Origin of the sequence: Alkalibacterium iburiense (assembly GCF_039521845.1) — a bacterium.
GTDB lineage: Bacteria > Bacillota > Bacilli > Lactobacillales > Carnobacteriaceae_A > Alkalibacterium > Alkalibacterium iburiense.
This window is the reverse complement of the sequence record NZ_BAAACW010000021.1, coordinates 32,573-46,683: the sequence shown is the minus strand read 5'-3', so window position 1 is coordinate 46,683 and position 14,111 is coordinate 32,573. Positions and strand designations below refer to the sequence as shown.

General features: G+C 39.5%; 11 protein-coding genes and 1 pseudogene. All 12 read right to left on the bottom strand.

What is annotated here, in order from left to right; translation table 11 throughout:
• A pseudogene (locus tag ABDZ53_RS01905) lies at positions 1-186 on the bottom strand (hypothetical protein); the annotation flags it as partial.
• Positions 187-241: 55 nt separating this feature from the next.
• Positions 242-883, bottom strand: a complete 642-nt coding sequence (locus ABDZ53_RS01900; RefSeq protein WP_343753423.1) for a YesL family protein — start codon at positions 881-883, stop codon at positions 242-244.
• A 30-nt stretch (positions 884-913) separates the two neighbouring features.
• A complete protein-coding gene (locus tag ABDZ53_RS01895; protein ID WP_343753421.1) occupies positions 914-2,251 on the bottom strand; it encodes a glycosyl hydrolase in 1,338 nt (445 codons plus the stop codon).
• Between the two features lie 103 nt (positions 2,252-2,354).
• Positions 2,355-3,791, bottom strand: coding sequence for an ABC transporter substrate-binding protein (locus ABDZ53_RS01890; protein ID WP_343753419.1), 1,437 nt, complete (start codon positions 3,789-3,791; stop codon positions 2,355-2,357).
• A gap of 57 nt (positions 3,792-3,848) precedes the next feature.
• Complete coding sequence (locus tag ABDZ53_RS01885) at positions 3,849-4,844, bottom strand: carbohydrate ABC transporter permease (protein ID WP_343753417.1); 996 nt, start codon at positions 4,842-4,844, stop codon at positions 3,849-3,851.
• Between the two features lie 27 nt (positions 4,845-4,871).
• Complete coding sequence (locus ABDZ53_RS01880; protein WP_343753415.1) at positions 4,872-5,780, bottom strand: carbohydrate ABC transporter permease; 909 nt, start codon at positions 5,778-5,780, stop codon at positions 4,872-4,874.
• Positions 5,780-8,350 (bottom strand): DUF5696 domain-containing protein, encoded by a 2,571-nt coding sequence (locus ABDZ53_RS01875; protein WP_343753413.1) that lies wholly within the window; start codon positions 8,348-8,350, stop codon positions 5,780-5,782. Before ABDZ53_RS01875 ends, ABDZ53_RS01880 begins: the two co-directional genes overlap by 1 nt.
• A 14-nt stretch (positions 8,351-8,364) precedes the next feature.
• Positions 8,365-8,985, bottom strand: a complete 621-nt coding sequence (locus ABDZ53_RS01870) for a YIP1 family protein (protein ID WP_343753411.1) — start codon at positions 8,983-8,985, stop codon at positions 8,365-8,367.
• Positions 8,978-10,486, bottom strand: coding sequence for an NHL repeat-containing protein (locus tag ABDZ53_RS01865; protein ID WP_343753409.1), 1,509 nt, complete (start codon positions 10,484-10,486; stop codon positions 8,978-8,980). Before ABDZ53_RS01865 ends, ABDZ53_RS01870 begins: the two co-directional genes overlap by 8 nt.
• A 6-nt stretch (positions 10,487-10,492) precedes the next feature.
• Positions 10,493-11,443 (bottom strand): carbohydrate ABC transporter permease, encoded by a 951-nt coding sequence (locus ABDZ53_RS01860; RefSeq protein WP_343753407.1) that lies wholly within the window; start codon positions 11,441-11,443, stop codon positions 10,493-10,495.
• Between the two features lies 1 nt (position 11,444).
• The gene (locus ABDZ53_RS01855) at positions 11,445-12,359 is read right to left on the bottom strand and encodes a carbohydrate ABC transporter permease (protein ID WP_343753405.1); all 915 of its coding nucleotides are present in this window, start codon (positions 12,357-12,359) and stop codon (positions 11,445-11,447) included.
• Between the two features lie 11 nt (positions 12,360-12,370).
• Positions 12,371-14,111: ABC transporter substrate-binding protein (locus ABDZ53_RS01850; protein WP_343753402.1), on the bottom strand; the 1,741-nt coding region annotated here is incomplete at its 5' end.

Sequence of the window (14,111 nt, the reverse complement as noted above, 5' to 3'; positions counted from 1 at the left end):
TTTTTTTGACCCCACGCTGGAAGCTTTCCGGAACCCCCGGCATAGCCGAGGGTTTTCAAAGACCATAATAATATGAGAAGCAGCGCACCGGTCTTTTAGCAGATGCAACGATTCAAGCGCTTCTTCTTTTTCCCAGTCACCTTTTTTGCTTAAATAACCAAACGTAAATCCTCGAATAAAATCCATTAATACACTCCTCTTCAAAACATCTTGTATACGTATGTACATTAAACATGCAACCTTACAATTCGAAATACCATTTTGGATCTTCATTCTCATCTACTGACATGTAGTTTTTAAATATTTTTTCAGTAATAAAACTTGTAAAAAATAACATAATAGACGGAACAATGAAAGCCAGCGGTATCGGTATAAGTAATATTAATAATCCGGCTGCTATATATATAATGAATAATAAAATAGTAGAAGGTAAATGTTTAAACAGCATAAATAATGATAATTTCAGTAATTCCATCGTCTTTAATTTAAATCGAGACAATACAATCGGGTAGTAAATAAGCAAACCGAAACAAATTATAGCGAGTAGGATAAATACGGCATAACTGAGTGCTCCGAATAAGGAAGGCGACTGAGATACGTAAAGTAAATCAATATACAAGACAACAGCCGATACCACTAAAGCTGTTCCCATAAGTAAGCCTTTCTTTATTTCTCTTTTAAATGCCTCCCAATACTCTCTCATAGGGTAACCATTTTCTGTTCGGACTGTTTTCACTGTCGCATAATAAAGAGCAGAAAGAGAGGAAACGATTGTTATGAGTGGAATACTGGTTAGCAAGAATAGTAAATTGAGTATAATCAGGTTCCCAAATTTATTCATAAACCGGTAAAACAGCCCATCGTATTTAAATAATTTCTTCATTAGTCGTTTCCTTCTTTCTCAATCTTTATATTAGTCTAACGAATAAGTGGATAAATCAGGCAGTTCATCTAATGTCAGTACTCTTTCGTGAGAATACACTTTTTGAAGCATGTCTTTTTCTGTATATTCCTCTGAGTAACGACCTAACCCATTTATAACAAACTCACCATTCCATGTAGTAAAGTAACTCCACATGATGTTATCTCGAATCATCAGATCCGGATCTGGTATGACCCCATTCTCTGTATAAGCAATGATTTTTTTAGCATCAGTATAGTCCATTGCTTGTGCAAAACGTTCTGCTTGAGAGCCATAAACATGTTTTCCTGGGTAAATGTCTTCTCCTATAATATCAACATAGGCATCTCCAGGATACCATTCTTTTCCTTGGCCATTCCAAACCCAAATGAGGTTGTTCAATTCATGGACAGTCACATAACGATCGTACATCAGCTGCCATAATTTGATAAATGATTCAGGCCCGCTGTCGCCCCACCAGAACCATCCACCACTCGCTTCATGAAGAGGTCTCCATAGGATAGGGATATTCTGGTCTTGTAATTTTTTCAAGCGTTCAGCTACTTCATCCATTTCCTTAACGATTAAATCATAGCCTTCCGGGTCTTCCCCATTCATGATTTTACCTAAGTCGATGAAGGTATGCTCGGTGTAAAAACCACTCCACCAAGGGTGTTCATTCGTATCGTACAAATATTTTTCTGGAGCATTCCAGTGCCACATAAACGTCACGATTCCACCCATGTCATGGAATGTTTCAGCGTGTTTCAATACATTCGGAGGAGATAGACGGTCTCTTCTGGAAGCTGACTCATCAATAAAATCCAGCCCTAAAATAGCAGGTGTTTTCCCACCAGTTTCTTTTGCAATAGCTTGAAACTCCTGACTTAAATGACCGTCGTTAGCACTTTGTCCTGACAGAATATTCTTTCCATAATTATCCACTAAAAACTGCATCAACTGCCTGGCTTCTTTTGTTGCCCTCGGATTAACTAATGTCGCATCCAGCTGATACGTTTCTTGACTAATTGGTTTTGTCTTCATCACTTTCAGTCCTTTAACTGCAATGTATCCCCAGAACTTTTCAATCTTTACCGAGTGGTTTCCTTTTTCAAGATACACATACCTTACAGCAGAATCAGAGAAGACCTCTGGTTCTGAATGGATTTCGCCTACTTCCTCACCATCCACTATAAGATAATTGGTTTTCTCTCCACCTACTCCGTATGTTTGAAAGCTTAAGTCATACATGCCTTCTTCCTCAATATAGATATCAAAAACAATAAATGAACTATCATCTTCGAGCCCTTGGAGGTAAGGGACTGTCTCACCGTTTTCATGAAGAGTCAACTTTTTGACATCCCCTGAATGACCAGCCCCTTCGACTCCATAAAACCAGCTATCATCATTGAATTGAGTATTTTCCGGGTATTTTTTTCTCTGAGATTGTTCTTTATTCTGCGCGAAAGCTGTCCAGACCGTCTTGTAAGACTTGTCTGTAAGATTCTACAGCTTGTGACACCGTCATTTCACCCATGAAGATGTTATATAGCGCATCGCCTGCTCCACCGTTTACGTCAGAGTATTTCCATAGATCGCCATTTCCGCTTGAACCAATCTCTAATGCTAAATCCATATCTTCTACGCTAGTGAAGGCTGTTTCGAACCAGTCATAGTTATCGCGTAAATCAATATCATAGGCAAACCAGTTTCTGAATTCTTCAAAGATTTGATAAACAGCTTGGGCATCTTCTACCCCAGTTGGAATAAAGTAGTGGTTACCAATAGCTTCTCCAGCAGTTGTGCCGTCACCATTCGGACCTTGTGGCCATCTGACGATTCTGTAGTCATAGCTCAAGTCTGGGCCGTTAGAGACCAAGCTCCATGCGTGTACTGGAGCAAAAGCGACACTTCCGTCAACCCATGCATTGTACTGCCCGTCCCAGTCATCAGAATACGGTCTAGCAAAGTTATCGACATGGTACATATTGTAGATAAACTCTAAGGCCTCAACTGTTGCCGGATCACTTAAGCCCTCATCTAACGTATTCGCAATCGCTCCACCATTAGATGCTACAAATTCCATAGTCGTATCAGTAGTCACTCCACCGAAGCCGTAAACATCAATGTTTCCATCTCCATCTGTGTCACGTGTAGCTGCTTGGGCTAACTCAGCAAATTTATCCCAAGTCCACTCCCCATTTTCCATTAATGTCCACGGATCTTCTAATCCTAGCTCTTCTAACATAGTAGCATTGTAAAGCATGTATGTGGCACTTTGTGGAATAGCTGTTTCTGCAAATAGATACTCTTCCCCAAATGTATCTAGAGGCGTCATAACTGTTTGGTCATTTTTGATGTCGGCATAATCAGGAGCTAATTCTTCAATAGGAATGGCATAGCCGTTCATCGCCGGAGATAGACCAAACTGTAAATCAACCGTATATATGTCGTAGTCAGGTGTTCCAGAAACAACGGATGTGTTAATGCTGTCAATCATTCCTTCCCAACCTAAGTTTTCATACTCGATTCGGACATTATATTTTTCTTCAATCCGTCTGACGTTATCAATTTCCATTTGAGCATTTTCTACGTTACCCACTTCAGGGTTATCCATTGGATCTGTGTGTCGGCTATCATAGAAGAAATCCCACCATGTGGCTACTTTGATAGTTCTTCCACCCATGTCAATCGCTGGATAGTGAGCAAAGGGATCTTCAGAACCCTCTTCTTCTGTTCCTTCTTCATCAGCTGGTGTTTCTTCAGCTACCTCTTCAGTTTCTGCGTTAGCATCTTCTGTTGTCTCTTCTGTATCTGTATTTCCATTCCCACATGCAGCTAACAGTAAAGCTGTTGATGCTAAATATAAAAATTTCCATTTTTTGGTCATGTTGTTTTCTCCTTATTGTTTGTTTTTTATAATGCAGTTAATCCCTTTACTAATGGTTTATCCAACTATTCCACTTCGCTCAATACCTTCTATAAATTGTCTTTGCAGGAGTATATAAAATACAACCACTGGTATGAGTACGAGTACGATTCCAGCATGCAGATAAATCTGCTGAACAACCGGGTCTTTAATTTCATCCAAGAAGGCTACTGTCGATTGCAGAGTGGAAATTCTCATACTCATCAATGACCCTGAATTTAGAGCGAATAACCTCGGATAAAACGTATCGTTATATTGCCATACGACTGAAAATACAGTAACTGTTACAATTGAGGGGATAGCATTTGGGATCATTACACGGAAATATGTATAAAAAGCCCCTGCGCCATCTATAAATGCAGCTTCTTCTATTTCTTTCGGCAAGCCTCTGAAAAACTGGTTGAATATATATATAAACAGTCCAGATCGGAGACCGCTTCCAAAAAGGGTCATAAGGTAAACTGGTCTGGTTGAACCTAACCAGTTCTGTGGCCCGTTGGCAAAAAGTGAAAGAACACCGAATGGGTCAAAATTTCTAAACAACATATACAAAGGTATCATTATGGTATGAGTCGGGATGACAATGGTTAAAATCACACACGCAAAAAGTATTTTTTTAAACGGGAAATCAAACCGGGCAAAACCGTATCCTACCATAGAGGTTATAAATACCTGTATAATCGTCAGCGTCAATGTGTATACAGCTGTTTGGGCTAATGTTGACCAATAATCCATTCTCAAAAATGCTGATCTGTAGGCATCCAGCGTCGCTTCCATCGGTAGCAGAAAAACGGCTGGATTATACATATCGCTTGCTGAGAAAAATGAACTGGCAAATATATTGATTAATGGAGAAAGCACGATATAGGCTACCCCAATCAATACGAGCCATTTGAATATTCCTAAGAGAATACGCGTGGCTTTTTTCTTCACCAACCTCTCTAAATTTTCATTCCCTTTTATCACACTAATGCGATTTGCTTTCTTTTGGTTATCTTTAACTGTTGATTCCATCTTATTCCTCCTTTCTTCTTAAACTGATTAGTTGTAATAAAAGGTTTTTTTAGAAATAATGTAACCTGAAATACCTAAGATAATACAGACTAGTATTGTGCTGACTAAACTCATTGCTGAGCCTGCCCCATAATTGTAATTGGTGAAAGCGACTGTCTGTGTTTTTTCTACGACCTCACTTTGAACAAAGGAGTCTACGATGGTGTAGACAATATTAGTTAAAATTAAAGGGGAGACCATGGGAAAAGTGATTTTCCAAAATGTTTCATAGGCTGTGGCCCCTTCTATTTCAGCTACTTCATATAAGGCATGAGGGATACTTTGCAAAGCCGCTATGAATATGACAATTTGTACACCAGAAGATCTGACTATTAAATAAATTCTAGAAACAGCTCCTGTGATATATTCAAGAATAGCGACTGGGAACCCAATGTCAGTGAAAGTCATCATGATTGTATTTAAATTCAGTCCCTCTGTTGCTGCAGCGGCGACTTCACTTGAAACAGGACTGACTCCTCCTACAATGTTTTGTTGAGCAAATTCCAGTGCGCTGTTAATGGCTCCGGCATTCATGATAACGGGTAGGAAGAAAATCGCCCGCATCACTGTTCGGCCACGGAACTTTCCATTCAGCAGCATGGCCATAAACAAGGAGAAGAAGATGATTAACGGCACATCAACTAAAATATCTACTACGGTATTCACAATAATCTGGTTAAATTCAGGATCCTGGAAAAAGGCAAATCGGAAATTGTCTAGCCCGATAAAGTTAGTTGTAAATCCGCCTGTTTCTAAAGCACTCACATCACTTAATGAAAATTCGATTGTTTGAAGAATGCCTCGCAGGTAAAAGTACAAAAATCCAAACAGCCAGGGAGAGATAAAGACTAAGCCCGTCAAGGCTCGTTTGTTTTTCAAAGATAGCTTTTTCTTCATTATCTTCCCTCCTCTGTTTGTTCAAAATTCATAGCTTGTATGGTCACTCCATCTACTTCTACCTCTTCATTTGAGCGATTGACATAAAAGACATGACCGTTGTCATAAGTGATTTTTCGTACACCATTCTCTAACACTTCGTGTGATGTCATCGCACTGTTTATGACTGGTTTTAAAGCTTCATTAACGACCTCGTACATCTCACTTGCCTGTTCTACCCACGTGTTGTGATCAGTAGAATAATAATGATTTAAGGATGTGTATTTCATTTCCACTGAATTAACATAAGACAAAGCATAGCGTGGGGCACTGCCTGTTTCTATTAAATCCAATAGCGTCCGTGTATAATCGACTTCTCCACTTAAATTAATGGGTTCTCCTGTATAAGGGATAGATCCGTGAACCACCATTTGATAAAACGGAATGTGAGTGTCCACTATGTGAAAACCTGCTCCCTTGGTCGGTACACTGATTAAATCTTCAGCGTATGGAAGGGAATAGGCATTGCCTCCCTTTACCATAAGTGATTTTTCTGTTTCAGATAACTGGTTGAAAGCTTGTTCTACTACTTGCTTAGACGATTCTCTATTAATAACTTCTGTTCGTTTCTTATCTGATGAAAGCACATCTCCCAAATCTCTTAATGAGACTCCTGATAATGGATAGTCGACAACATTATCGGCAAATTTCCCAACATAGCGATTTAAGAATTTAGGTGAGACGATAGAATAAATAGCCTCATCATAGCCGAGTGAAGCTGTTTCTCTCACGGTTTGAGGGTTAACCTTTCCTCTTACAACAGCCATTCCAGAGTAATATTTCGCACTCTCTAAAGCTAAATTATAGTTTTTAGATGTTCTGGAAACCTGCTGGAAAGCCACATCTCCGTATAGCTTCCCTCCTGTCCCTTCAACCGTTTCTTTTAAGGCTTCCATATCTCTTTGGCCACCTAATTTACGTACATCACGTATTTTTTGAGGGGCATCATGATAATATCCGCCATTGAACCAGCCTAAATAGTTTAATCGAATATTAGTGACATCCTGTTCCGTTAACCTATGAACTATAGACTGAGCTTCTTCAAATGAGGTCATAATTTCCATCGAAGTATAAGGTACACCTAAGATTTCTTTTTGTTTTTGAACGCCGCCCACTATATCTAAATAGAAAGGAAGGTTCTCCATATCCGCCTGTTTAACTAGCCTCTTTTCTTCTAAAAGCTGGTTTCTATACACAGTCGCCATATCCGAGTAAGTAATGTCTTCTCCTGGCAACAAGGTGTATTCGATTGAAAAAGTCACATCATACCGGTCTCTTTCCACTACAGGTAAATCCGCTTCATTCCCGGTTATTCCAAACATGCTTAACTGTTCTGTTCCTCTTAGAGCAATAGTTGGATAAACATAGTTGTAAGAGTTTAAACGCTGAGCTACATCTGCTTTTATTTGAGAAAGTGAATCACCTGATTGGATGACAGCTAATATACCACCGGTCTCATTTTTTATACCAAAGATAGGTAAACGTGCTATTTCTCTTTCCTCAGTCGTCACATACCCTTTGGAAGAAATATCTAAATCATAAACATATTGACTATACGGGTCGGTTTTTTTGCCGTTATTCAAATATATCAACGATCCCGATCCGTTAGGCACTAACATATAGCCTTCTTTATCTAAGCCTTGTGCTCCGAAAAACTTTAATACTTCTATACTGGCTATGCTGCTGCCTTCTGATTCTTCAATCAATTCACTTGGCATATCTACCTTTAAACCAGAATCTGTTAAGGTATATTCCAAAGCCACTGTAAAACTCAGTCGCTCGGATTCTCCCTCTTCTGCAAGTAATGCATCATAATCTTCCTGGGTAAATCCGGCTTTCTCAAACAGTTGGTTCATACGATCTAATTTGATTGCTGACCGAATGGTCCCTTCGAGAAGAACCAATTCCCCTTCTTCAGAATCTGAAGGTCCGTAGTTCACACGAATATTCCGCGCATCTGACTCGTCCAGCTGGCTCAAGATGCGTTCTTCTAGTTCAGTTTCTGAAATAGTCACGGGGACAATTCCTGTTTCACTCGTGTTATCCGCTAAAACATATGTATAACGAATCCCATCTTCAATATGCTCTAATGTAAATTGTTCACTAGCTATACTCATATCATAGTTATTCACTCTGACACGATTGCGATTCGAATCAAAATAGTCTATGACTATCTGAGACTGAAGTTCTGACCGGTTACTTCCTGTAGCTAATTCGTCCTGTTCTAAATCAACAGGATTAGAATAGGCGGTCATCCCGCTGTCTTTATCATAAATAGCCACATGAGAGGTCGTTGGATTCGTGTAGAGTTTAAACTGATCATTTTCTGCCGCTAATATCATATCTGGAATATCTCTTGCGCTGTCAGAGAGTGCAGTGAATTCAATCCCTTCCTGAGCAACCGCTGGTGGTTCTATCCAGTTTTTATAGTCATCATGTAGTAAATAATTCAATGCCATATAAAGGGCAAAACCACCGATAGTCAGAAATAGAGTCGTAAGCGTGATGATGAGGATTTTTTTCTTTTTCATTTTTACTCTCCTTTCTAACTCCTAAAGATAATTTCCATATATAAACTATTGAAGAATCCATATATTTGCTGCATTAATGAAAACAGCAGAAACAATAGAAACAGTATAATTAACATGGCAATCCCTGTAAAAAGCATAGTTGCTAAAGCTTTTGTCAGTGTGTAATTATGAATGGTCATGTTACTCATAAAAATTAAAAGCAGAGCCCAAGCAACTGCCAGTCCTATGAGTAAGAAATAAAAAGCTTCTTCGTTAGCCGCAATTAAATGGGATAAGAAGGTAGCTGGTAAAAAGAATAAGATGATAGGTATAACAGAATAACCTGTCGCAGTCACTATATCTTTAAACCGTCCTTCTCCTTCCATCAAAGTTGTAATGGACCAATTCCCCGCACAAAACAGAAAGAATATAGCAAAGATGGAGACTAAATCTATCAAGCTATTAACATCCAGAGGATTCGTGTCATTCACAATGAAACTAGCGTACTGTCGGTTAAGCGAATACGAAAAAGAAGCGAAAAAAACAAACAAGAGAGCGAGTAATAGACTTCCTTTTCCATCATGTCTTACTTCATAAAAACCATCGAATGGATGCGATAAGGAATAAAAGGCATGTTTTAATTTTGCTTTAGACATTGACCTCTCTCCTTTCAGCCACTTGTTTTTTCAATTTAATCTTTTTAGGGAAATAATTCTTAAATTTAAAATTATGCCGTTTATTCAAGTGTCTATAAACCATAAACAGCACTACCCCTAAAACGAGAACAGTCATGATCAGATTGAAATTCTCTTGCATGATTTCATTACGATAACGTCTGTAAGCAATGGAATAGTAATTTCTATCTCTTCCTCTATTGAGGTACTCGACAGCTAAAGCATTGTCTCCATTAGCTAAATGAGCTTTCCCGATACCGATGTAAGCCATTTCATTGTTTGCATCGAGTTTTAATACTTCTTGCCATAAAGCGACGGTCTCTGATTCGTCTCCCAAGTAGCGTTTTTCTACAGCCTGATTGATTAAGGCACCGTAATGTGTCGGTTCAAAACTCAAAATAGCATTATTCCCCGCATCCAGTACGATTAAATCGTCTCCCTTCTGAGCTATAGCAGCCGGTCGGCGGAAAGTTCCTTTTTGCGTCCCCATTCCACCAAAAACATATAATAAGTTTCCTTCATAATCGTACGTGAATATACGTCCTCTATTAGAATCTAAAGTGGAGTATACGCCGTTCCCACGATAGACAACGTCTCTAAAGGTTGAAGGTCCGGCATAAGCTCCTCTTAATGGATAAGTGACATCTCCACCTAAATCATTTCGCGGACTTGTTTTAATCACATCTTGTCCTTTTGGATTTAAACGTCTGACTGCCTGGTCTCCTAACGTATCAATGTTTGAGGCATAGATGAATCCATCCGGATCCACGTCCATACCCGTAAACTCTGTCGGAATGTACAGGACTTGTCTCGCTCTTTGCTCTCTAGTCGATAATAATCGCCAAACTTTTTGACTAAAGGAAAGCGATACGTTTATAGTTCCGCTGAAACCATTGAATTGTCCCATTTCGTCAAATGTCATAATTCCTTGATACATATTATTTGAAATAACGTAGACACGGTCGGCATAGTCAACGGCTACTTTTAAAGGCGTAAAGACAAAACCGTCTCCTAATATCTCTGATTGGGGATCCTGAATCGTTTTAACTAGTTTGTGGTCGCGATCTAACACAACAATTCGGTTATTATTGGAATCTGCAATGTATAACTCCTCTTTGTCAGATACAAAAACGCCGCTTGGGGTGTTAAAGGTTTCTGTTTCGCCTTCTGAGTCGAAGCTTTCAATCACCTCTATATAATGAAAGTCATGGTCCAGCACCACGATACGATTGTTACCCGTATCTGCCACATATATTCTTCCGTCATTCGTAACGGTAATATCTTGAGGGTTATTAAATTGTCCACTTTCCAAATCCTGACCTGTTATTGTCAAGTCAGGTGTATAAGGCGCAGGGATATTAATCGGATCCTCCCAATAATCATACGTGTACGTGTGGTAAGGAACCTCTGCGGATACAGTAAGCGTCTGTACAGACAGGAGAAGCAGCAATATGAGTGTGAATCCTATTTTTATTTTTTTCATATTTATTTACTCCTTCATTCCTGATGTGGTCATCGTTTCAATAACCTGGCTTTGACACATGATGAAGAATGTAATTGGAACAGCCGCAATAATTAACTGAACGACAGCCGCAGCTCCTTGTCTAGCGGGACCCCCATTGGTAATCTGATACAAAGCAAACTGTAGGGGTTTAATCTGCTCACTTCTCAAGAAGCCACTTCCTGTATTGGCCCATAAAGACTGGAACTGGAAAATGGCTAGCGTCATCCAGGCAGGCTTGACATTCGGCATAACTATCTTCCAGAAAATCATCCATTCACTAGCTCCGTCTATATAAGCGCTTTCTATGAGTGAGTCTGGTATTTGTTCCATAAACTGCTTCATTAAATACAAGCCTAGTCCGTATGCAAAAGCGGGTAAGATAACAGCTAAGTAAGTGTTGTTAATCCCCATAAATGAAATAATCATATAGTTGGGAATAAAGGTTACTTGATAACTGAACATCAGTGAAAGAACAACCATTTGAAAAAGCAGCTTTTTCCCAGGGAAGTCGTGCTTGGCTAGCGGATAAGCCGCCATTGACGCCAAAATGATATGCCCTACTGTTCCAATACCTGTAATCAGCAACGTATTCATAATGTATCTGGAAAAAGGAACCCATGAATTGTTCATTAACACCATTAAGTCCGTAAAGTTTTCAAATGTCGGGTTCTGAACAAAGATACGTGGTGGAAACCGGAATAACTCATCCAGTGGCTTCAATGCATTATTGGCAATCATGATAAGTGGGAGAGCCATGAATACGCCAGCAATGCTCATAATCGTAAACATAAAAGCATTTCCTGCACGTGACCGTCCTAGTTTATGTGTCTTGTTCGGTTTTTTGAGTTTTGAAAAAGGATGTTTCTTTCTCCCTTTCTCTGGTTTGGGCGCTACAGTTTGATCTTTAACCTGTTTCTTTTTTAATGAAATATCCAACTTAATCGCCCACCCTTCCTAGTAATTTCTGAACCATCTTATTCGTCGTCAACATGAGTACAAATAAGACCGTAGCAATGGCAGAGGCATAACCCATCTCGTATCGGATTCCACTGCCGAAGTCCATTAAGTGAGTAACAATGGTTGCTCCCGCATAGTTCACACTAGGATTACCTGCTAACTGCAGTGAAATATCAGCCACGGCAAAGGATTGTGTAATCTGGATTACCGCTCCAAAGAGTAATTGAGGCTTCATAGCTGGCAAAGTGACATACCAGAGCTCTTGCCAACGGTTGGATACTCCGTCTATAGCCGCTGCTTCATATTGTGATTTGTCAATGGTCTGTAAACCGGCTATAAAAGTTAAGAACCCTGTTCCTAAACTCAGCCATAACTGGACCAAGATTAAAACCGGCATGATAAACCGTTCATCTCTCAGCCACTGGATCGGTTCAAAAATCAAACTCCAGCGCATCAGCATCCCATTTAAGTAACCGTATCGGTCTCCTGACAAAATGATCAGCCATACCATAAATGCATTTCCTGAAATGGATGGAGCATAAAAAATCAGTGTCAGAAAGGCTCTTAGTTTTCCTTTAAACTCGTTAATGATCCAAGCAAAGAGTAAACATAGAACATAACTTAATGGACCGGTTATAACTGCGAAAATCAGTGTATTCTTTAAAGCAATCATAAAAATTTCATCATCTAAAAATAGTCTTAAGTAATTTCCCCACCCAGCAAAGGAGGGCCATTCCAGCATGTTAAAGTGTGTGAAACTTAAAACCATTGATGCAATAACTGGCAGAATGGTAAAAAAGAAAAACAGTAAAAAATAGGGAGCTAACATGTAGTAGAATGTTTTGTTTTTCTTAATGTTTTTTTTCAATACGGCATGTTTTGATAAACTTTCCACATTTTCTCCTCCTATGGTGATGTGAGTATATCCATGTTAAATTCGTTTCGTTTATGGTTTATTTCATCATTAATGTAGCGCACGTATTCTGTTAATGCTTCTCTCGGTGCCATGTTCTGGTTCACCACTGTTCTATAGAAGGCGTTATTCACATTTCTCCAAGTAAAGTACCCGCCTGGCACTTGAGGAATGCCTCTTAAATTTTCCATTTGAGCTGATAGAGCCTGATAATCCCGAGTTGGCCAAGGAAGATTTTCAAAGGCGTGTCTATTAGCAGTTGGGTAGCGTGCCGCAGCTCCCATTAAACTTTCCAGTTCTTTACCAAAAGCCGTCTGTGCTTCTTCTGATACCCACCACTTCAAGAATTCCCAAGAATTTTCTTTACTGGATGTTCCTTCCATCATTACAGCCGCTGTGGAACTCGTTCTTCCATCTGGCATATAAATCCCATTCGTTGTCACGGTATTATCAATGGTTCCATCTTCTCTAACCGTTCCAGGAACAGTTGTAAAGCCCCACAATCCACGAATATCTGGTGCTGAAACCATTAAGTTATTATACGTTGTGAAGTCTGAAATGATGATAGGGGATTCACCTGTACGAAAACGTTGTTCAATATTTGTTTCTCTGTCTAAGGTGTAGTCTGAATAAAATTCTGTAAATTCTCTGAAGGCTTGAATCCCTTCTTCTGAGTCTATTGCTGAACGAATTCCATTTTCTTCATAATACTCTCCTCCATTTTGATAAAGGAGCATGGAGTAAGTCTGTTCTGACGGCAGCATACCTAAGTCCATCTGGTTTTTACTTAAAACAGAAAGAGCCACTTTCATTTCATCCCATGTCTGCGGTAAATCTAAATCCAACTCAGCCAGGATGTCTCTTCTATAAAACATCATGGGGAAAGTTTGTGTTTCAGGGAGTCCGTATATGTTATCTTGATAGACATAAGGTTCCCAAGCGCTTTCAAAAAAGTCGTCTTGAATCGAATGGATATCTTCGAACTCACTTAAGTCAATAACGGCATTTCTTAAGCCGTAATTCATCGGCCAGTCATTGGCTACTCCTAAGGCTACATCTGGTCCTTGACCAGCTAATGTTGCTTGAAGCAGCGTATTAATATCTACCAGTTCGACATTGACATTAATGCCTGTTTCATAAGTAAAGTTCTCATCGGCTAGTTTTTTCAGCACATTCGCTTGGTCTCGTCCGCTCCCAATCCAAACAGTGATAGTTTCTGATTGTTCCGATGCGTCTGCCACATTTCCGATGACATTGTAATCAATAATGAATGAGTAGTAGAGTTTTTTTGCTTCATGAGCCAGCTTACTGAACAGTCCCGCATGGTGTGACGGTGCCGGTGTATCTGGTGACGTAAAGTAAATAGCATCGATTTGAAGCGGCTGTTCAATAACTTGCATAATCCATGTTCCCAAAGCACTGACGTTCATTTTATAAGAGTCAATTACTCTTGAAAACAGTTCAGGGTTTCGTATTAAGCTGTCAAGCTGGTCCCTCATTGTGATGATTACAGCTTCTTTTTCACTGCTCATGCCACCCATTTGTCCTAATTGATCTAAGACTTGATTTAAGTCATCTCGTACATCTGTCAAGTTTTGAACTAGATTAGGAACAGAAGACTCAATTTGGTAGTCGCGAAATTCGTCAGGTGATACCCCTGTAATCCGAATAACGGTTCTATATATAGAGTTTAAGTCGAAAATAGCTTGTTCGACTTCTCCAACAACAGTCGAA